Source organism: Bacillus sp. ABA4_010, from assembly GCF_056159105.1.
In genome coordinates this window covers 2696208-2716095 of the sequence record NZ_JBSWUN010000003.1, presented here as the reverse complement: position 1 = coordinate 2716095, position 19888 = coordinate 2696208, and the positions used below count along the sequence as shown (strand labels likewise).

Annotated in this window: 25 protein-coding genes; 23 read left to right on the top strand and 2 right to left on the bottom strand. The window is 40.6% G+C overall.

What is annotated here, in order from left to right:
• The first annotated feature begins 4 nt into the window (after window positions 1-4).
• The 3 genes from ctaF to ACXAEO_RS14650 all read left to right on the top strand — a co-directional run bounded on the left by ctaF (window position 5) and on the right by ACXAEO_RS14650 (window position 1903).
• The gene (gene ctaF, locus ACXAEO_RS14660) at window positions 5-340 is read left to right on the top strand and encodes a cytochrome c oxidase subunit IVB (RefSeq protein ID WP_474882330.1); all 336 of its coding nucleotides are present in this window, start codon (window positions 5-7) and stop codon (window positions 338-340) included.
• Window positions 341-506: 166 nt separating this feature from the next.
• Window positions 507-1406, top strand: a complete 900-nt coding sequence (ctaG, locus tag ACXAEO_RS14655) for a cytochrome c oxidase assembly factor CtaG (RefSeq protein WP_474882327.1) — start codon at window positions 507-509, stop codon at window positions 1404-1406.
• A gap of 38 nt (window positions 1407-1444) precedes the next feature.
• Window positions 1445-1903 (top strand): DUF420 domain-containing protein, encoded by a 459-nt coding sequence (locus ACXAEO_RS14650; protein ID WP_474882325.1) that lies wholly within the window; start codon window positions 1445-1447, stop codon window positions 1901-1903.
• 101 nt (window positions 1904-2004) lie between these two features.
• On the opposite strand, the gene ACXAEO_RS14645 is transcribed toward ACXAEO_RS14650, so the two are convergent.
• Complete coding sequence (locus ACXAEO_RS14645; protein WP_474882324.1) at window positions 2005-2364, bottom strand: YugN family protein; 360 nt, start codon at window positions 2362-2364, stop codon at window positions 2005-2007.
• A 214-nt stretch (window positions 2365-2578) separates the two neighbouring features.
• Between ACXAEO_RS14645 and ACXAEO_RS14640 the strand changes: the two genes are divergently transcribed.
• From ACXAEO_RS14640 to ACXAEO_RS14615, 6 genes are all read left to right on the top strand, one after another.
• Window positions 2579-2998, top strand: coding sequence for a CBS domain-containing protein (locus tag ACXAEO_RS14640; protein WP_474882321.1), 420 nt, complete (start codon window positions 2579-2581; stop codon window positions 2996-2998).
• A gap of 345 nt (window positions 2999-3343) precedes the next feature.
• Window positions 3344-3955, top strand: a complete 612-nt coding sequence (locus ACXAEO_RS14635) for a CAP-associated domain-containing protein (RefSeq protein WP_474882319.1) — start codon at window positions 3344-3346, stop codon at window positions 3953-3955.
• On the top strand, window positions 3952-4254 hold the full coding sequence (locus ACXAEO_RS14630; RefSeq protein WP_474882318.1) for a CAP domain-containing protein: 303 nt from the start codon (window positions 3952-3954) through the stop codon (window positions 4252-4254). The genes ACXAEO_RS14635 and ACXAEO_RS14630 overlap by 4 nt, the downstream gene beginning before the upstream one ends.
• Window positions 4235-4357 (top strand): CAP domain-containing protein, encoded by a 123-nt coding sequence (locus ACXAEO_RS14625; RefSeq protein ID WP_474882316.1) that lies wholly within the window; start codon window positions 4235-4237, stop codon window positions 4355-4357. The genes ACXAEO_RS14630 and ACXAEO_RS14625 overlap by 20 nt, the downstream gene beginning before the upstream one ends.
• Before the next feature lie 71 nt (window positions 4358-4428).
• A complete protein-coding gene (gene ypjB, locus ACXAEO_RS14620) occupies window positions 4429-5196 on the top strand; it encodes a sporulation protein YpjB (RefSeq protein ID WP_474882314.1) in 768 nt (255 codons plus the stop codon).
• A gap of 87 nt (window positions 5197-5283) precedes the next feature.
• On the top strand, window positions 5284-5964 hold the full coding sequence (locus ACXAEO_RS14615) for a zinc metallopeptidase (protein ID WP_474882312.1): 681 nt from the start codon (window positions 5284-5286) through the stop codon (window positions 5962-5964).
• An 82-nt stretch (window positions 5965-6046) separates the two neighbouring features.
• On the opposite strand, the gene ACXAEO_RS14610 is transcribed toward ACXAEO_RS14615, so the two are convergent.
• A complete protein-coding gene (locus ACXAEO_RS14610; RefSeq protein WP_474882311.1) occupies window positions 6047-6919 on the bottom strand; it encodes a YitT family protein in 873 nt (290 codons plus the stop codon).
• Window positions 6920-7062: 143 nt separating this feature from the next.
• Here ACXAEO_RS14610 and ACXAEO_RS14605 point away from each other — a divergent pair, with 143 nt between their 5' ends.
• From ACXAEO_RS14605 to ACXAEO_RS14540, 14 genes are all read left to right on the top strand, one after another.
• Window positions 7063-7407: a nucleotide pyrophosphohydrolase gene (locus tag ACXAEO_RS14605; RefSeq protein WP_474882309.1), complete on the top strand. Its 345-nt coding sequence runs from the start codon at window positions 7063-7065 to the stop codon at window positions 7405-7407.
• Window positions 7404-8204, top strand: a complete 801-nt coding sequence (gene dapB, locus ACXAEO_RS14600) for a 4-hydroxy-tetrahydrodipicolinate reductase (RefSeq protein WP_474882307.1) — start codon at window positions 7404-7406, stop codon at window positions 8202-8204. Before ACXAEO_RS14605 ends, dapB begins: the two co-directional genes overlap by 4 nt.
• Window positions 8205-8219: 15 nt before the next feature.
• A complete protein-coding gene (gene mgsA / locus ACXAEO_RS14595) occupies window positions 8220-8630 on the top strand; it encodes a methylglyoxal synthase (protein WP_474882305.1) in 411 nt (136 codons plus the stop codon).
• Between the two features lie 4 nt (window positions 8631-8634).
• Window positions 8635-9342, top strand: coding sequence for a bacillithiol biosynthesis deacetylase BshB1 (bshB1, locus tag ACXAEO_RS14590; RefSeq protein WP_474882303.1), 708 nt, complete (start codon window positions 8635-8637; stop codon window positions 9340-9342).
• Window positions 9339-10463 (top strand): N-acetyl-alpha-D-glucosaminyl L-malate synthase BshA, encoded by a 1125-nt coding sequence (bshA, locus tag ACXAEO_RS14585; RefSeq protein ID WP_474882301.1) that lies wholly within the window; start codon window positions 9339-9341, stop codon window positions 10461-10463. The genes bshB1 and bshA overlap by 4 nt, the downstream gene beginning before the upstream one ends.
• Before the next feature lie 8 nt (window positions 10464-10471).
• Entirely contained in the window at window positions 10472-11677 is a 1206-nt protein-coding gene (locus tag ACXAEO_RS14580; protein WP_474882299.1) for a CCA tRNA nucleotidyltransferase, read from the top strand.
• Window positions 11647-12633, top strand: coding sequence for a biotin--[acetyl-CoA-carboxylase] ligase (locus ACXAEO_RS14575; RefSeq protein WP_474884180.1), 987 nt, complete (start codon window positions 11647-11649; stop codon window positions 12631-12633). Before ACXAEO_RS14580 ends, ACXAEO_RS14575 begins: the two co-directional genes overlap by 31 nt.
• A gap of 263 nt (window positions 12634-12896) precedes the next feature.
• Complete coding sequence (gene panB / locus ACXAEO_RS14570) at window positions 12897-13730, top strand: 3-methyl-2-oxobutanoate hydroxymethyltransferase (protein WP_474882297.1); 834 nt, start codon at window positions 12897-12899, stop codon at window positions 13728-13730.
• Between the two features lies 1 nt (window position 13731).
• Entirely contained in the window at window positions 13732-14577 is an 846-nt protein-coding gene (gene panC, locus ACXAEO_RS14565; protein WP_474882296.1) for a pantoate--beta-alanine ligase, read from the top strand.
• Between the two features lie 13 nt (window positions 14578-14590).
• Complete coding sequence (gene panD, locus ACXAEO_RS14560; RefSeq protein WP_474882293.1) at window positions 14591-14974, top strand: aspartate 1-decarboxylase; 384 nt, start codon at window positions 14591-14593, stop codon at window positions 14972-14974.
• Window positions 14975-15313: 339 nt separating this feature from the next.
• Window positions 15314-18142 carry an ATP-dependent DNA helicase DinG gene (gene dinG / locus ACXAEO_RS14555; protein WP_474882291.1) on the top strand — a complete coding sequence of 943 codons (2829 nt, stop codon included), beginning with the start codon at window positions 15314-15316 and terminating at the stop codon, window positions 18140-18142.
• Window positions 18143-18144: 2 nt separating this feature from the next.
• A complete protein-coding gene (locus tag ACXAEO_RS14550) occupies window positions 18145-18966 on the top strand; it encodes a ComEC/Rec2 family competence protein (protein ID WP_474882287.1) in 822 nt (273 codons plus the stop codon).
• A 170-nt stretch (window positions 18967-19136) separates the two neighbouring features.
• The gene (locus ACXAEO_RS14545) at window positions 19137-19307 is read left to right on the top strand and encodes a YpmA family protein (protein ID WP_474882284.1); all 171 of its coding nucleotides are present in this window, start codon (window positions 19137-19139) and stop codon (window positions 19305-19307) included.
• A gap of 80 nt (window positions 19308-19387) precedes the next feature.
• Window positions 19388-19876 carry a cell wall elongation regulator TseB-like domain-containing protein gene (locus ACXAEO_RS14540; protein ID WP_474882282.1) on the top strand — a complete coding sequence of 163 codons (489 nt, stop codon included), beginning with the start codon at window positions 19388-19390 and terminating at the stop codon, window positions 19874-19876.
• The last annotated feature ends 12 nt before the right edge of the window (window positions 19877-19888 follow it).

Here is a 19888-nt window from a genome sequence, read left to right as displayed (position 1 = left end):
ACTGATGGCGACAAATCATTCAACTCCAGCGAACCCAAAGGTTGACTTAGAATATCGTAGAAAAAAGAATGCAGAAGATATGAAGATGCAAGTGATTTCATTTGCACTCATGATTTTCTTAACGCTTATTGCTTTCTTTGCAGTTGGAAATGAGCAGTTCAGCGGTTGGTTTACAGTACCGTTTATTCTTCTTCTTGCTGTCGTTCAATTACTTTTTCAACTTTACTATTTTATGCATATGAGTCATAAAGGACACGAGGTTCCAGCGCTGTTTTTATACTCAGGTGCATTAGTAGGATTAATTACAGTATTAGCATTTGTAACGATTGTTTGGTGGTAATAACAACGGAGTTGGCATTTTTGCCAACTCCATTGTTATTATATCGGACGGGATAACCTAGGATTCGATTTGTAACGAAATATTCATATAATGTTTCATTGATGACCGGAAAGCTTTTTATGTATAATATAATTACTTGGTCACTGACAATTTGAGGTGATATATCATGGGGAATTTACAAATTTTTGGATTCGAAGCTTTATGGAGTCCCGTATTTTTAGCTTTTACAATTGGACTGATCGCTCTTTATTTCACAATCATTGGACCGTGGCGTCGCTATTTCAAAAATAGTGAGCAAGTTTCAGCCAAAACAAAAAGCTTCTTTGTTTCTAGCATCCTTTTGCTATATGTTGTGAAAGGTGCGCCTGTTGATTTATTAGGACATTTAATGTTTAGTGCTCACATGACTCAAATGGCGGTATTGTATTTAGTCATTCCACCACTGTTGATTCTAGGGCTACCAGATTGGTTGATAAGAACCGTGATAGAGCATCGTCTTATTAAACCAATTTTCAATTTCTTTACCAAACCATTAATTGCGATTCTTGTTTTTAATGGAATTTTCTCGCTTTATCATATTCCTTTAGTCTTTGACATCGTCAAAACAAATAGTGTTTTACATGCTGTAACGACCGTTTTAATTTTTATTGTCGCCTTTTTCATGTGGTGGCCGCTACTTAATAAGTTTCCAGAACATCAAACGTTGACCCCTATTAAAAAGGTAGGGTACATTTTTGGAGACGGAATTTTATTAACACCGGCATGTGCGCTCATTATTTTTGCTAAAGCACCTTTATATGCAACCTATACAGATCCTCAAGCATGGGCAACGGCTTTAGCGCTTTGTGTACCTGCTGATATGTTAGCAAGTTTAAATTTAATTGGACCAGAGATGTTTAACATGCTTCCTCTAGTGGAAGATCAGCAGCTCGGTGGAATTGTAATGAAAATTATTCAAGAGTTTGTGTACGGGGGAATGTTAGCATATATTTTCTTTCAGTGGGCACGCTCAGAACGTGAAAAGGATGAAGTGGATATTGCATCTGGAGATGTACCGTCCGTTTAAAAGGCAAGCATTGATTATAAGAAAGAAAGGATACAACGATGATACCAATTTTACCTACTATTAGTACAACCTTTATTGTGTTAAGTGCTATTACCGTTGCTATCGGTTGGTACTTCATTAAACAGCGTAAAATTGAAGCTCATAAGAAAACAATGCTGTGGGCAGCCATTTTCGCGATCATCTTCTTCATTATTTATGCTTCAAGAACAATTTTTGTGGGGAACACTAGCTTTGGCGGACCAGATCATTTAAAGATTTATTATACGTTATTTTTAATCTTTCATATTTTTCTGGCTACAACAGGAGCTGTTTTTGGAATTGTTACACTGCTGACAGGTTATAAAAGTCAATTCATTAAACATAAAAAGCTAGGACCTATTACAAGCATTATTTGGTTTTTTACAGCGATTACGGGTGTAGCCGTTTACTTGTTGCTGTACATTTTTTATCGAGGTGGAGAGACAACCTCTGTTATTAGGGCCATTTTAGGATATTAGCCGTACGCAAGAACAGCTCCTCTCTTTATAGGAAGAGGGAGCTGTTTTTTTCATAGAAAAAAGGAACAGGGACTCGATATATTCAGTCCCTGTTCCTTTTTTTATGCGTTAACCGCTTCCACTTTTGTTTTCACTTCATCAAGAAGTTTGGTGCATTGGTCAATGAGCGATTTTGGGAAGTGTTCCCCGTCTCCATACTCCACACCGTGCGGATAGTAATGCTTTCCAAGTAAAGGCATCATGAGCTTCACTACAGCGCGATGCGCACCGATATCACCCTCAACCGCATATCCTTGAACACGTAAGTAGTACACATCGTTTTGAAGCTCGAACTTGCGATCATATGTTACGCGCTCATAATCCCATTGGCCGGCGCGAATTAATCCTAAACCTTCCATTATGTCATCTAAACGAGTTAAATCGACCGTTAAATTTTCAATTCCACTATTCTCAAATTTCATATGTATTCCCTCCTAAACATATACTCCCTTGCTTAATAATAGTATGAATAGAGAGAAGTTGCAACGGCATCATACGCAATATTAACCAAATTCAAGAAATTTCTTTCCTAATAGGAGACAATTTCCTCGAGCTGTTTGAACCGTTTTGTCCACACTAGAGAGGGAAGAGGTTATTTGCCTTTTTAATGTCCATTTATAGGAGGAGATTGTGCATATGCAAACCGTTCGTGATGTAATGACTACTAATGTTGAGGCATGTACAACACTTGACAATGTGTATGAAGTGGCGACTAAAATGAAAGATCTGAATGTAGGGGCTATCCCTATTGTAGAAAACGGACAAGTTAGAGGGATGATTACAGACCGTGACCTCGTTATTCGCGGGATTGCTGAACGAAAACCAAATTCGCAAAAAGTCACAGATGTGATGAGTGATCATCTTGTAACAGTCTCTCCTGACATGTCAGTAGACGAAGTTTCTGAATTAATGGCCGCACATCAAGTTCGCCGTTTGCCGGTCGTGCAAAATGGGGAACTTGTAGGTATTGTTGCTTTAGGTGACTTAGCTACGAATAAACATACTGATGAAAAAGCAGGGGCTGCATTAACAGGAATTTCAGAGCCGCTTCATTAAACACGGTTTACGCGAGGTGGAATGTGTGTTTCTTAAGGAACGCACACATTCCATCTTTTTTGTTTCATCTTTTTTAAGTGAACGTGAATTATTTTAAAAAAGATGAAACAAATTTTAGCGTTCCACGTATTAAAAGGAGGACGATTTTCGCTCCTGCATGTATACTAAAGCAACAATCGTGCTAAAAAAGTAATGATGAAACGACAGGGATGGTGAATATAGATAGAATAAATCGAAAAGTTCCCTTACTTTTAGGCTCGTATGGGCAAATAGGAATGGTTCTAGTCTGTTTAAGCGAATGATGGGCTATTAGTGGCGAGGAGGGACGAAACGCTGAAGAAATTTTTGTTTGTAGTAGTGGCTACCTGCTTTTTTATATATGTTTATGACTATTTCCCAGTTTTTGAAACGAAGGAAGCCGATTTTTCTCTTGAAGAAGGGCTAGATGAAACGACCACTGTGACACCGGTTGAAACAGACAGCATTTTTCAATTCATGGGGAAAAATGAAGAGGAAATTATGGGCATACTAGGTGAACCAGAACGAATTGATTCATCTGCTTATCACTATAAATGGTGGATTTATAAACATGGTCCTACTTCTTATATACAAATCGGAATGGAAGATGGGCAGGCTGTAACTATCTATGCCATTGGTAAGGGGGTCAATACCGGGAGCTTTTTACTTGGAGCAGAGCGGGATGTGTTAGCACGCTCACTCGGGATGGAACCAACGCTATCCTTTAACTATAAAGGCAGCGAATATCGTTTTGAATTATCAGAAGAAGATTTGAGAACAAGGCCTATTGTTCGTTATGGAAATGTATTTGTTCAATTGTACTTTGACCAGTTTTTAAATACACTTTCAAGCGTACGAATCATGGATGAGGAAACACTGTTAAAGCAGCGACCATATGAATTAGTTTATCGTGGAAACTTGATTCCCCCCCATCGTTGAGTAAAGAGGAATGGAAGGAAGTTGAGCAAGGGGCCCAGCAACAAATATTGGACATTACGAATGTTATTCGTTCCCGCCATCAATTAAATCCCCTTTCGTGGGATGAAAAAACAGCAACAGTAGCGTATAACCATAGTAAAGATATGAGTGTTCAACAATATTTCTCCCACGTTTCGCCCACAACAGGAAGTTTAAGCGATCGGCTGCAGACAGGAGCGGTTCGGTTTACAATGGCTGGGGAAAATATCGCCGCTCATTATCAGGGACAGCGCAGCTGCAGTGGAGGGCTGGCTGAATAGTGAAGGACATCGGAAAGCGTTATTGAACAGCGATTTTACGCATTTAGGGGTTGGCGTATACGAAAAATATTATACCCAAAACTTCATTCGGACATTGCCGTAATAGTAAAAGAAACAGGTCTACTCTTGTCCACCTCTACATAAAGTTTAGTAGAACTTAGAGGAGGGACAAGGATGAAGTGGAAAATGCTCGTGATGATGATGCTTGTTTTATTGAGCTTGCAAACCGTGACATCTGCTGCAACGATGAAAGATGGAAAGCTCAATGAATTATCGGATGAGGTGCTGCAGCTTACGAAACAGGAACGGTATAAAGAGGCCGCTGCTTTGCTTGAGCAGTTCCCTCAGAAGTTAGAGCAATCTCATCATGATTGGCTGCGATTGTCACCAGAAAACATTCGGATGCTAACGGCAATTCATGAGGAGACAGCGGATGCCTTACAATCCAATGAAGTGGAAAAAATAGAGAAGGTGAGAAAGGTTACTCGTTTTCGCCTGCTAGTTGATGCGGTCCAAAGTGAGCATCAGCCGCTTTGGACGGAAATGGAAGGGACGATCATGGGGGCGTTCAGTCAATTAAAAACAACGGCCTCAATGGGAGATGAACATTCTTTTGAAAACGAATACCACTCGTTCTTATCTGAATATGAGACTATTCTCCCAAGCGTTCAAGTTGATATACGACAAGAATATGTGGAACGGATGGATGCCCATTTAGCATTTTTGAATCAAACGGAAATGAGTGAACAATCAAGGCTGAAACAACTAGAACAAATGGAAGAAGATTTACAAAATTTATTTCACAAAATGAAAGAAGAAAAAGTTAGTCCATCGCTCATATGGATGATGGTCACAACGGGGAGTATTATCGTTCTTACATTATCGTATGTAGCTTGGAGAAAATATAACGGAGACAAAGTTCAATATCCTACCCCATTTTAATGAAAATCATAACCTTATGAATTGACAGAAAAACAAAGTGTTGACTAAAATAGTAACTATCAAAATGAATTTGCTGGAGGCTGTATAATGGGTTATTTGCTTTATTTTATTTTATTGATTCTTTTGCCGATTTGGGCGCAAATGAAAGTAAGAAGCGCTTATAAGAAGTATTCGCGCGTCGCGAATTCAACTGGTGTGACTGGAGCTGAGGCAGCGAGACGCATTTTAGATGAAAACGGTCTTTACAACGTCCAAGTTGAACCGATTGGCGGTTTTCTATCTGACCATTATGATCCTCGTACGAAAACGGTTCGTTTATCACAGGAGAACTATTATGGGCATTCTGTAGCAGGAGCGGCAGTTGCAGCCCATGAAGTAGGGCACGCCATTCAAGATGCTCAAGGATATGCGTTTTTACGCTTCCGTCATGCGCTAGTTCCTGTTGCAAATTTTGGTTCAAATTTATCTTGGATCTTCATTATGATTGGGATTTTTGCTCAATTAAGTAATATGCTTCTTCTTGGTATTGTCTTCATGGCGGCAGCGGTGCTGTTCCAAGTTGTTACCTTACCGGTAGAGTTTAATGCTTCTAGCCGAGCAATGGATCAACTTGTATCCACAGGAATGATTCGAAATGAAGAAGAGCGCCGTACGCGTAAAGTGCTAAATGCTGCAGCCCTTACTTATGTTGCAGCAGCAGCGGTAGCGGTATTAGAGCTTGTTCGCCTCATTTTAGTTTATACAGGTATGACAAACAGCGAAGAATAAAATAGAATAGATCCTAAAAGGCCCCTTTATCAATCCATTAAAAAGTAGGGATTGGATAGCGGGGCCTTTTTTACACTTCTTCTTACCGTTCAATCGGCTTTTTATTTTCATCTAATGTGAAACCTTCTCCAAGTACATCGTGTACATCACTGACGGCGACAAAAGCATGAGGGTCAATGGATGTAATGACTTGTTTTAAACGAAAGATTTCATTTCGGCTGACAACGCAGTATAAAACATTCAAATCCTTTTTAGAAAACGAACCTTGCCCTTTTAAGACAGTTACACCTCGATCCATTTCCTTCATGATTTTGTCCGCAATTTCTTCATTACGGCTAGAGATAATCGTTGCACCTCTTGCAGAGTAGGCACCTTCTTGCATAAAGTCAATGACTCTTGCGGCGACAAATACAGCCACCAGGGTATACATCGCTTCTTTGTAATTTAAATACAGAAGCCAAGAGAGGCCGATGACGACAAGGTCGAATAAAAACATCGTTTTTCCCATATTCCAGCCTACATATTTTTGAACGAGTCGTGCAATAATGTCGACACCGCCCGTTGTTCCACCGTTTCGAAAGATGATACCTAAACCGATCCCGATAAACACACCAGCAAAAAGTGCGGCTAAGGTCATGTCATCGGTTAAAGGCATATCGACTGGGTAACGTTGGAAAATCCATAAAAATAAAGAGAGACTAAACACGCCAAGCATTGTATAAATAAAAGATGTACGGCCGAGCAGCTTCCATCCTACAAAGAATAAAGGAATATTTAATACTAAATTTGTAATCGAAGGATCAATTTCAAATAAAAAATATAAAAGCAGGGTAATCCCTGTAAAACCGCCTTCTGCTAAGTTATTTTGCATGTTAAAATTAACTAGTCCAAAGGCGAAAATGGCGGATCCGAGAAGGATGAAAAAAATATTTGACAAATTTAGCCTGTTTAACATAAAAACCTCCTGCAATTGGTAATATTGGCTACTATATATAATAGTGGAAAGTGTTCTGTGTAGCAAACAAACCCAATTGTTTGTCAAAAAGCAGGCATTTGGCTAACATGTAGAAGGAGAATGAAAAAAGAGGTGAAAACTAAATGTCAGAGAAGACGATGCAGCAAATGCAGCAAGAAGTAGATCAATACATAAGTCAGTTCAAAGAAGGGTATTTCAGCCCTTTAGCTATGCTTGCGCGCATGACTGAAGAATTAGGGGAATTAAGTAGGGAGATTAACCATTATTACGGAGAGAAGCCAAAGAAGAAAACGGAAAAAGAGCGAACGGTAGAAGAGGAAATGGGAGATCTTTTATTTGTTCTTATTTGTTTTGCCAACTCGTTGAACATCGATTTGCAGGAGGCACATGATCGAGTTATGGACAAATTCAATACGCGTGATAAAGACCGCTGGACAAAAAAAGAAGAAGAGGAGCAAACAAAATGAACCAAATTCGTATTGTAGTAGCTGGACCACGTGGCAGAATGGGAATCGAAGCATTGAAATTGATTCAAGAAACGGAGCACTTTGAATTAGTAGCCGCAGTAGACCGTCTTCATGAAGGAAAGTACATAAGCGAAGTTGAAGGACTGCCTTCTATTAAAGCACCAATTTATACGGATATCGAAAAATGTTTTCAAGAAGTCCAGGCTGATGTATTGGTCGATTTAACGACACCTGAAATTGGTCGATTCCATACGAAAAAAGCATTAGAGTGCGGAGTTCGAGCAGTTGTAGGCACAACTGGCTTCTCGGAAGAGGATTTGACAGAATTAAGACAACTCGCTGAAGAAAAAGGTATTGGATGTATTATTGCGCCTAACTTTGCGATTGGGGCGATTTTAATGATGAAGTTTTCTCAAATGGCTGCGAAATACTTCCAAGATGTTGAAATTATTGAATTGCATCACGATCAAAAATTAGATGCTCCATCTGGAACGGGGTTAAAGACAGCTGAGCTTATTTCTGAGGTAAGAGAAGCGAAGAAGCAAGGTCACCCTGAAGAAAAAGAGCTTCTGCCAGGAGCGCGTGGAGCTGATTACGATGGAATCCGTCTCCATAGCGTAAGATTGCCAGGGCTAATTGCTCATCAAGAAGTGTTATTCGGCGGATTTGGCCAATCCTTGACAATCCGTCACGATTCGTACAACCGAGCATCTTTCATGTCGGGAGTGAAACTGGCAGTGGACACGGTGATGAAAGTTGATACATTGATTTACGGACTTGAAAACATTATCGAATAAAAGGGGATGCCGACAATGAAAATCGCGTTAATTGCGCATGATAAAAAGAAAAATGATATGGTTCAATTTACAACGGCATACAAGCATATTCTAGAAAACCATACCCTTTATGCGACTGGAACGACCGGACTTAGAATTTCAGAAGCGACAGGTTTAGATGTCCATCGTTTTCAGTCAGGTCCTTTAGGAGGAGACCAAGAGATTGGGGCTTTAATTGCTCAAAATGCCATGGATATGATTATCTTTTTCCGTGACCCTTTGACTGCACAGCCTCATGAACCAGATGTGTCTGCTTTAATGCGTCTTTGTGATGTATATGCCGTCCCGCTTGCTACTAACATGGGGACAGCTGAAATATTAATTCACGGATTGGAACGCGGTGACTTAAAATGGCGCTCCATTATTCATGAAAAGCAAGGAGAATAAACTAATGCAACTAGATGTACTAGCATTCGGCGCCCATGCAGACGATGTTGAAATCGGCATGGGCGGCACGATTGCCAAAATGGCGGAAGAAGGTTTGAAAGTAGGAATTTGTGATTTGACTGAAGCAGAGCTGTCTTCAAACGGCACTGTTTCATTGCGCAAAGAAGAAGCGGAAAAAGCAGCTCGTATTTTAGGCGTTCATGAACGCCTCCATCTGTCTATTCCAGACCGCGGGCTCTTTTTAACAGAAGATCACATTCGTCAAGTCGTCACCGTCATTAGGAAATACCGCCCTAAACTGGTCTTTGCTCCGTATGGAGAGGACCGGCATCCTGACCATGGAAACTGTGCGAAAATCGTCGAAGAAGCTGTCTTCTCGGCTGGTATTATCCACTATCAAGATTTAAAGAAGTTGCCACCGCATCGCCCGGCTGCTCTTCATCACTATATGATTAATGGATTTCATAAACCGCATTTTTTCGTCGATGTGTCCCGCACTTTCCAAAAAAAGCTGGCAAGTCTGCAAGCATATGAAAGTCAGTTCATCAAAAGCAGCGACAGTGTCAGCACGCCGCTCGTCAACGGCTACATTGAAACCGTCGAGAGCAGGGAGCGGATGTTTGGAAAAGAGGCTGGTGTTTTATATGCAGAAGGCTTTTTAACGAAAAAACCGTTAGTGCTGTTTCATGATTTGGTAGGTGGATTACAATGAAGTTGAAAATTGGAATTGTTTGTTATCCATCTGTCGGCGGATCAGGCGTTGTCGCAACAGAATTAGGGAAAATTTTAGCAGAGAGAGGGCATGAAATTCATTTTATTTCATCAAGTATGCCCTTTAGGCTCAACAAGCTGTATCACAATATTTATTTCCATGAAGTCGAAGTCAATCAATATTCGGTATTTAAATATCCTCCGTATGACTTAGCGCTTGCGACAAAAATTGCAGAGGTAGCTAAAAGGGAAGGGCTCGATGTCATTCATGCCCACTACGCTATTCCTCACGCGGTGTGTGCATTTTTAGCGAAACAAATGACCGGTGAGCATTTGAAAATTGTGACGACTCTTCATGGTACAGATATAACCGTATTAGGCTCTGATCCTTCTTTAAGTGAACTCATTAAATTTGGCATCGAGAAATCCGACGCCGTTACAGCTGTTTCAGATGCACTTGTTCGTGAGACGAATGACCTAATCGCTCCTGATCAACAAATTAAAACTATCCATAATTTTATTGATGAGCGGATATATCGCCGAGTTGAGGCACAGTCGTTACGAGAAGAGTACGGGATTTTACCGGGAGAAAAAGTTATTATCCATGTCTCCAATTTCCGCCAAGTAAAGCGTGTTCCAGATGTTGTGCAAGCTTTTAAGCTCATTCAACAAGAGATTCCAGCTAAGCTGTTGTTAGTTGGAGATGGCCCTGAAATGACCGTTGTCTGTCGACTTGTCCGAAAATTAGGGCTTGAAGACCGAGTCTTATTTTTAGGGAAGCAAGAGAACGTCGAAGAGCTATATTCCATTAGTGATTTGAAGTTACTTTTATCTGAAAAAGAAAGCTTCGGTCTTGTTCTGCTTGAAGCGATGGCGTGCGGTGTTCCATGCATTGGAACGAACATTGGCGGCATTCCAGAGGTAATTGTTGAAGGTGAGACCGGCTATGTCTGTCAATTAGGTGATGTGGAAGACATTGCAACAAAATCACTTTATATTCTCAAGGATGAAGCCCGTTTGCAGCGAATGTCTGAACAAGCATCGGCAATGGCCAAAAACAAATTTAATTCAGAAAAAATTGTCAGTCAATATGAAAAGATGTACTATGACGTGATTGGGTGATGATGAGAATGAACGAGCCTTTTATTGAAGCAATTCCTGTACTTGAAAAATTAGTTCAAGCTGGTCATGAAGCTTATTTCGTGGGAGGCGCTGTTCGAGATTCTATTCTTGGCAGACCAATCGGTGATGTGGATATTGCCACATCAGCCAAACCGGAACAGGTCATGGAAGTATTTGATAAGACCATTTTAGTTGGGATTGAACATGGTACGGTTGTGGTTGTACATAATGGAACGCCTTATGAAGTCACCACATTTCGGACAGAAGGTAGTTACGAAGATTTTCGCCGCCCATCTTCTGTTACATTCGTTTCTTCATTGAAAGAGGATTTGCAGCGTCGAGATTTTACGGTTAATGCTATTGCGATGGACCAGCATGGTACGATAATGGACCCATTTAATGGACAAAAGGCTATTCAGCAAAAACAGCTTGAAACGGTAGGCGAAGCAAGTGACCGCTTTCATGAGGATGCTTTACGAATGATGCGTGCAGTGCGTTTTATGAGTCAGCTTGCTTTTACAATTGAAACAAAGACAAAAGAAGCGATTGTCCAGCATGGCCACTTGCTAGAGCATGTGTCTATTGAGCGAACGGCCATTGAATTTGAAAAGTTGTTGCTTGGCCGCAAGCCGTGCGAAGCTTTCGCTTTTTTGATTGAAACAGATTTATATCAGTATTTGCCCAATCTATCGATGAACGAAGAACAAAAGAAAGCATTTTTGTTGAGTCGTTGGGGAGAAGCGACAGATGTGACTCAAAGTTGGGCGGCTATTGCCCTTTTACTGCAAATGCCGAAGGCAGAACCTTTTTTGCGAAAATGGAAGCTTCCGAATAAACGGATCAAAGAGGTTCAGGCGGTATTAGACGGATATGTTGCGCGAAAACAACAGATATGGAATCATCATTCTGTCTACACATATGGCTTGGATGTTGCGCTTCATGTTAATAAGGTAAACCGTCTGCTACACGGAAGCGAGGATGAAGAACCCTTCATTCGTTCTATACACAAGGATTTGCCAATTCACTCTCTGAAGGATTTGGCGGTTAACGGAAAAGATGTGATGGCTATGCTTGGGCGAAAGGGTGGTCCATGGCTTGCAGAGCTGTTGCAAACGATCGAGATGAAAGTAATACAAAAGGAACTGCCCAATGAACGAGAGGCGATAAAGGAGTGGCTGCAATCTTGCAATCAGATATTAGACGCACCTTATTAGAAATGTTTACAAATTCAGATGACGAATATGTGTCCGGCCAGAAAATTAGCGATATGCTCGGATGCTCACGGACAGCTGTATGGAAGCATATTGAAGATTTACGCAGGGAAGGATATGAGCTAGAAGCGGTGCGTAAAAAAGGATACCGAATTGTACGAAAACCGAATAAAGTAAGCGAAAACGAGTTAAGGCTCGGATTGCATACAACTCGGATAGGGCAATCGATCCATTATGAAGAAACGGTTGAATCAACCCAAAAAATTGCGCACCGCCTGGCTCAAGACGGAGTTCCAGAAGGAACCGTAGTTGTGGCGGAAGAGCAAACTGCAGGAAGAGGGCGCCTTGATCGTGCTTGGTATTCACCGAAGCATACAGGTGTGTGGATGAGCATTATTTTAAGGCCCGCCTTGCCGCCTCAACGTGCCCCACAGCTAACATTAATGGCTGCTGTAGCCGTTGTACAGGCCATTCAGGAAGTAACGTGCTTATCGCCTGACATTAAATGGCCAAACGATATTTTAATTAACGGGAAAAAAGCAGTCGGTATTTTAACAGAGATGCAGGCAGATGCAGATCGGATTCATTCTGTCATTATTGGCATCGGTATTAATGTCAATCAACAGAACGAACATTTCGCTCCTGCCATTGAGCAAATCGCCACTTCGTTGAAGTTGGAAGCAGGGGAGGATATTAATCGGGCATTGTTAATGCAAACCATCTTCCTCAAGCTTGAAAAGCTGTATGATGAATATTTAACGAAAGGCTTCCAACTGATTAAACTATTATGGGAAGCGCATGCTATTAGCATCGGGAAGCATATTATTGCGAGAACTTTAACAGGAACGATTGAAGGATTAGCAAAAGGAATTGCAGATGACGGGGTGTTATTGTTGGAAGATGCGGATGGACGCATTCATCATATTCATTCAGCTGATATTGAATTGGCCCCGCGTTGAAAAATTTTGCTGGCGATGAGCCAAAAGATTCCTTATAATACGGGTGAAAGGGTAGTATCTTTTGAACTGCACCTTTTACCCGTTTTTTATTTTGATATTGCATAATATGGATTCTGCCTTGATCCAATAAGCGGGACTAGGACAGAGGGATGATCATGACCGGATAATGTAGTGATGTTTTCTCTCCTTCTTTTCTGCTGAAAAGAAGGTTTTTATTTCTTCCGGTACGTTCATCTCCTCTTGAAAAAAAGGAGGAGCAATGAATGAAAACGAAAACAGATTTCTTAAACATGAAAGCCAAGCATGAGCCGATTGTCATGCTGACTGCCTATGATTTTCCGTCTGCCAAATTGGCGGAGGAAGCGGGGGTAGACATGATTTTAGTCGGAGATTCATTAGGAATGGTGGTATTAGGGTATGACTCTACTATTCCGGTGACAGTTGAAGATATGATTCATCATACGAAAGCGGTTAAACGTGGGGCAAAGAACACGTTTATTGTAACGGACATGCCGTTTATGTCTTATCACGTTTCAAAACAGGAAACGATGAAATATGCTGCATGCTTAATGCAAGAGGGCGGAGCGCATGCGCTTAAAGTAGAAGGGGCAGGTGAGGTATTGTTTACCATCGCCGACCTTACTCAAGCGGGAGTGCCTGTTGTTGCTCATTTAGGGCTGACTCCTCAATCAGTCGGTGTCCTTGGAGGATATAAGGTACAAGGAAAAGATGCCGAGGCGGCTAAGAAATTAATACAAGATGCTAAAAAATGTGAAGAAGCAGGAGCGATCGCACTTGTATTAGAGTGTGTGCCACATCAGCTTGCGGCAGAGATTAGCAAACAATTGGCTATTCCGACAATTGGAATTGGAGCTGGCGTCGGTACGGATGGACAAGTATTAGTGTATCATGATGTCCTCACGTATGGAGTGGAACGAGTACCGAAATTTGTGAAATCCTTTGAACAGCTGAACGAGCCAATTAAGAGAGCCATTGGACAGTATGTGCAAGAAGTGAAAGCTAAAACATTTCCGGCCGAAGAGCATACGTTTACAATGAAAGAAGAAGAGCTTCAAGCTTTGTATGGAGGAAAATAAGATGAAAGTCATTCGTACCATTTCTGATATGCAAGAAGCGATGAAGCAAGAGCGAAGAAGTGGCAAAAGCATCGGGTTTGTTCCTACGATGGGCTATTTGCATGAAGGGCATTTAACACTGCTTCAGCAAGCAAGAATAGATAACGATATTGTGGTGTTAAGCATTTTTGTGAATCCGACTCAATTCGGTCCAAACGAAGATTTTGATGCCTACCCAAGAGATTTTAAACGGGATGAAAAACTGGCTAAGGAAACGGGAGCGGATTATCTGTTTTACCCAGATGTAGCGGAAATGTATCCAGGTGAGATGTCTATTTCGGTTACCGTCCACAAACGAGTGGATGTTTTGTGTGGTAGTAAGCGCGAAGGGCACTTTGACGGAGTAGCTACTGTTTTAATCAAGCTCTTTAATATTGTTACTCCAAATCGTGCGTATTTTGGTATGAAGGATGCGCAACAAGTAGCCGTAGTGGATGGTCTCATTCACGATTATAATTTCCCAGTGGAACTGGTGCCAGTCGGAACGGTAAGGGAAGAAGATGGTTTAGCTAAAAGTTCGCGGAATGTGTACTTAACAGAGCAGGAAAGAGCAGAGGCCCCAGCATTATATGCCAGCCTTCAAGAAGCTAAAAAACGAGTTGGTCAAGGAGAAAAAGACCCGGAAGCAATCCGATCTTTTATTACAGACTACATTCATACACATACAACGGGAATTATGGATTATGTCGACGTTTACGCTTATCCAGAATTGACAGAATTGGACAAGCTTGAAGGAAGGATTATTATCGCACTTGCAGTTAAGTTTTCAAAAGCCCGTCTCATCGACAATATTACATGGACTGTATAACGGAGGTTGCCATATGTTTCGAACAATGATGAATGCTAAAATACACCGAGCAACAGTAACAGAAGCCAATTTGAACTATGTAGGGAGCATCACGATTGATGAAGACATTATTGATGCTGTTGGAATTGTGGAAAATGAAAAAGTTCAAATTGTTAACAACAATAACGGAGCGAGACTTGAAACGTACGTCATTCGCGGTGAACGTGGAAGTGGGGTGGTTTGCCTGAATGGAGCAGCAGCTCGTCTTGTTCAGCCGGGGGATGTTGTTATTATTATTTCATATGCTCTCGTTGCAGCAGATGAAGTTGACAGCCATCAGCCGACAATTGCCATCATGGATGAAAACAACCGTATTCAGCAATTGATTAAACAAGAGCCAGCTGGTACAATTCTATAAGAACATATACAGAAACGCCTTGGTCATTAAGGGGCGCTTCTGTATAGAATAAATAAATCGTCATGAAGAATTTATGAACCAAGGATTCTTTCTGACGATTTATTTGATAAGGATACTACATAAAGTTGAGAAGGACCTTTCCGTTCATGCCCTTGTCTATCGGGAATGTTAGCGAAAGGTCTATTTCATTTTTCATAGATAAGCGAGGAACGTCACGACTAATCGTTCATACTAGTATTATTAACAAACGAGGGCAGCCATTTGCTTATTAAAGATCACATACATACACAACTTACGCTGATTCATACTAAAAATTAAGAGACGAGTGAGGTGGTAATCATGAACAAGCGATTTGTTGTCATTGATTTAGAAACAACAGGTCATTCACCTAAGCAGGGGGATAAAATGATTCAACTTGCCGCTGTAATCGTGGAGAATGGAACGATTATTGACCGTTTTTCAAGTTTTTTAAATCCAAGCATGCCGATTCCCGCTTTTATTGAACAATTGACAAATATTAACGATGAGACGGTGAAAGAGGCCCCTGTTTTTGAACAGATTGCCCCGCATGTTCTCCATTTATTAAGCGATGCTTATTTTGTCGCTCATAATGTATCGTTTGATCTGTCATTTTTACAAGCAGAATTGAATGATTGCGGCTACGGGACATTGTATAACTCCACAATTGATACGGTTGAACTTGCGCGAATGTTGCTGCCAACTGCAGAAGGATATAAGCTTGGGCAGCTAGCGGAGGCTCTCGGGATTGAACATGAGAATCCTCATCAAGCTGATAGTGATGCGGAAGTGACAGCACATGTCCTTTTAGCACTTCTTGACAAGTTAGCCTCTCTCCCGTTGGTGACTTTAAAGCAACTTTATACGTTATCGCTTCATCTGAAAAGTGAGATTAGTGAATTAATCGAAGAAATAATGGAAGAACAATCCGCCCTTTTAAAGGAAAACGAACAATCTTTTCACGTGATTCACGGGGTCGCGTTGAAAAAGAAACCTTCTGTTAAAGAGAAAATAGATGAGAAGGATTATTCTTTTGAGGAATATGATCAAATGAAAGATGCTTTTTTTGGTAAAGCCTTTTCTCATTATGAAAGCCGCCCAATGCAAGAAGCGATGATGCGAATGGTGAATGAAGCGTTAACGACGCATCAGCACGCTTTAATTGAAGCGGGGACGGGAACAGGAAAAACGCTCGGCTATTTAATTCCCGCTGTTTTTCATGCAAGAAAGCAAAAGAAACCGGTCGTCATTTCTACCCATACGGTTTCTTTGCAACAGCAAATTATTGAGCGAGATATTCCAATCTTGCGAAGATTGATTCCGTTTCCTTTTCAAGCAGCGATTTTAAAAGGACGCCATCATTATTTGAATTTACGAAAATTTATAAACTGGCTAAAAGAAAGAGAAACTAATTATGATGCCATTTTATCGAAAGCTAAAATCCTGGTTTGGTTAACAGAAACAGATACAGGGGATATCGATGAAATTAATTTACCTTCAGGTGGAAAATTATTTTGGGAACGCATTAACGAAGAACGTCCCTCTCCATTGGACTTTCGTTATCCTTGGGGCAAATTTTCATTTTATGAGCGAGCAAGAAAGAGGGCTGATGAGGCTCACCTTGTTGTGACGAACCATCGCTTGTTGTTCATGGACTTGATGAGCAAGCAAGCTCTGTTGCCTGACTATGACGATATTATTATAGACGAAGCCCACCATATGGAAGGGATAGCTGGCGAACAATTTGGAGTCCAGCTTGATTATTTTCAAATTCATTCGCTCTTTTCCCGTATTGGTACATTGGATAAAGACGGTTTATTGACAAGTGTGAAAGAGCTTGCCGATCAAGCTGCTTCATCCATGGTTCGAATGATCGACATGCATTCCCTTCATTTCATTGTGAAGGAACTGCAAACCGAACTGGATGATTTGTTTCGCTTTATCCACGGTTTTGTGTCCAAGCGAGTAGGAAGTGAAGAAGGAGGACGCATTAGCTTTTACTGTGACTCCAAAGCGATGAAAGATCCGGCTTGGTTTGGTGTGCAGGAATTGGCAGCAAGAGTTCAGTTTTTACTGCATGACTTCTTACAAGCATCGCACGAACTGACACAGACTCTTCAGCAAACAACGGTCGAATGGACACGAAAGCAACAAGGGATTTTAACAGATTTTTCCGAGGCGTGTGACAGTGTAGAGCAAATAAAGGAAAAGCTTCATCATTTGCTGCTTGCTGAAAAAGATGAAGAAGTGACTTGGTTTGAAATTGAACCGAAAGGCGCAGCAAATGCCGCTTTTTTATATAGTCAACCGATTCATGTAAGCGAGCACTTGGCTGATTTGTTTTTCGCGAATAAAAAAAGTGTTGTGCTGACATCAGCTACATTGACGGTGAACGGGTCATTCGATTATATGATTCGAGAGCTTGGGCTTTATGACTTTCAGCCGCTTCACTTAACGGTTCCGTCGCCTTTTAATTATTATAAGCAAGCCAAAATCTTTATTCCACGTGATATGCCGTTAATCAGCTCTGTTTCTGCCGAGGAGTACAGCATGATTTTAGCGGAGAGAATTATTGATATTGCTTCTGTCACAGAAGGACGCATGCTTGTTTTATTTACTTCTTATGACATGTTGAAAGAAACGTATTCTTACGTAAAAGAGCTGAATCAGCTGAACGAATACATACTGTTAGGTCAGGGAGTATCCAGCCGAAATCGAACGCGTCTTTTAAAAGATTTCATTCAATTTGAGAAATCGATTTTATTTGGAACGAGCAGTTTTTGGGAAGGCATTGATATACCTGGAGATCATTTGTCTTGTCTTGTAATGGTAAAGCTACCGTTTTCTTCTCCAAGTGAACCGATTATGGCGTCTAAAGCGGCAAAAATGAAGCAAGAGGGATTGAGTCCCTTCATGGAATTATCTTTACCGCAAGCGATTATTCGCTTTAAGCAAGGATTCGGCCGACTGATTCGTACAAAGAGCGACCGAGGGGCGATGTTTATTTTGGATAACCGCATTGCTACGACGCGATACGGGAAATATTTTCTTGATTCTCTCCCTTTAATGAACATCAGTGAAAAACCGTTTGATGAGTTATTGGAGGAATTAGAAGAGTGGTGGACAGATTCTAGTAACATGGAGAGATGAAGATGTTCAAAAAGTGGTTTATAATCTTTTTAGGGTGTCTTTTATGCCTTCATATCCCAAACGGCCAAGCGGCTAAAATTGAAAATATTGAATTTGAGTTAAGCGAAGATGAGGCGGTGTTAACGTTTCTTCATTTATCAAAAGGAGAAGCCTCATTAATCCAGGACGGTCTTGGGCATACGATTTTAATTAATACGGGCCATGCTTCTGCTGAAACAGAATTGTTTCGCATGTTGGACTTGTTTCAAGTAGACAAACTGGACGCTATTATCGTGACACGTGAGGGAGAAGGATATGATGACAACCTTCATTCCGTTCTGGCGAAATTTGCTCCGGCCTCCATCTATGTGCCAAATACGTATAGAAAAACCGTTCCTTCTGGAAAGGTAGTCAAATGGAAAAAGGAGAGTCAGCAATTATTCGGAAAACGGTTGACGATGAAAGTACTGAATGAAGAAAGCGAAAGAGAACCTTCAATCGATGTATCCATCAAGTATGGAGAAAATCATATTTTTTATATGGCTGCTTACTCGAAAGAGACAGAGGAGCGTCTTATGAAGGAACAATTGGAGGATGTTAATGTAGTCAAACTTCCGAACTTAACAACAGGAGAAGTACCATCAGAAAGATTAATTGAACATATGGACCCCCAAACGGTCATCTTTACTTTTTTGAAGGACATCCAAACTCGCAGTCAGTTTATTGAATATTTATATGAATTATGGATAGACGTTTATTTTGTTCATCAAATGGGGACAGTTTCTGTAAAAATGAATGACTCGCACTATGAAATCATTACATTTCCTGTTTCAGAATGGAAATAAAAAAAACAGCTGTAAACAGCTGTCACGGATGGTATGTGGCAGGAAATCTATAAAATTTTTTAATGTGTTTGCTAATCATGCGACCACTTGTCACATGTGTAATTATATTGTGACCTAAGCAAAGGATGTTATGATTAACAATATAGGGAAAGAAATGAGGAGAATGAAAAGTGGAAAGTAAAATTCAAATATTATCAACGGTACGTGTTCAAAATTCACCTGATCTGTATAAAGTGGTGGATAGTTTAAATCGCACTTTAAAAAAGCAAGATTTGATGTTCGGTCTAGCTTTAGATGAAAAGGATAAGGACAAGGCTGTATTCACAATTTACCGTACGTAAAGGTTTCATCAAGACACATCATACCAACAACAGATGTAGGTGTTGAGTGTTTAATTATTAAAAAACAAGGAACGACGAACATGAAAAAATGGGGAATCATCATTTTATTACTGCTGATTTTAGTTGGTTTAGGCATATCAAATCTATACTTTACAGCGCTTCAACCGAAGCGGGATGCAGAGCAGCTTGCCGCGTTAAAAGCAACGGAAGCTTATCGCTTAACAGAGGTCACAAGTACTGACACGTACTATGGAAGTGACACTTATTATATTGTGAGAGCAAAAAATGAGAAAAATGAAAAAGTTATTGTCTGGGTGCCTAAAAATGAGAAAAAACATGATATGATAGTAAGGAAAGAAAGCAACGGAATATCACATGATAAAGTGATTTCCATCGTACAAAAAGAGCGAAGCCCTGAAAAAATCAAATCCATTCGCTTGGGGATGGAAAATGAACTTCCAATGTGGGAAATCACTTATGTAGATGACAAGGATAGCTTTACATACTACTACATCGATTTTCGCACAGGGGAATTTTTAAAGCGCTATAGTATGTCTCGAACGTCATAATGATTTCAGTGC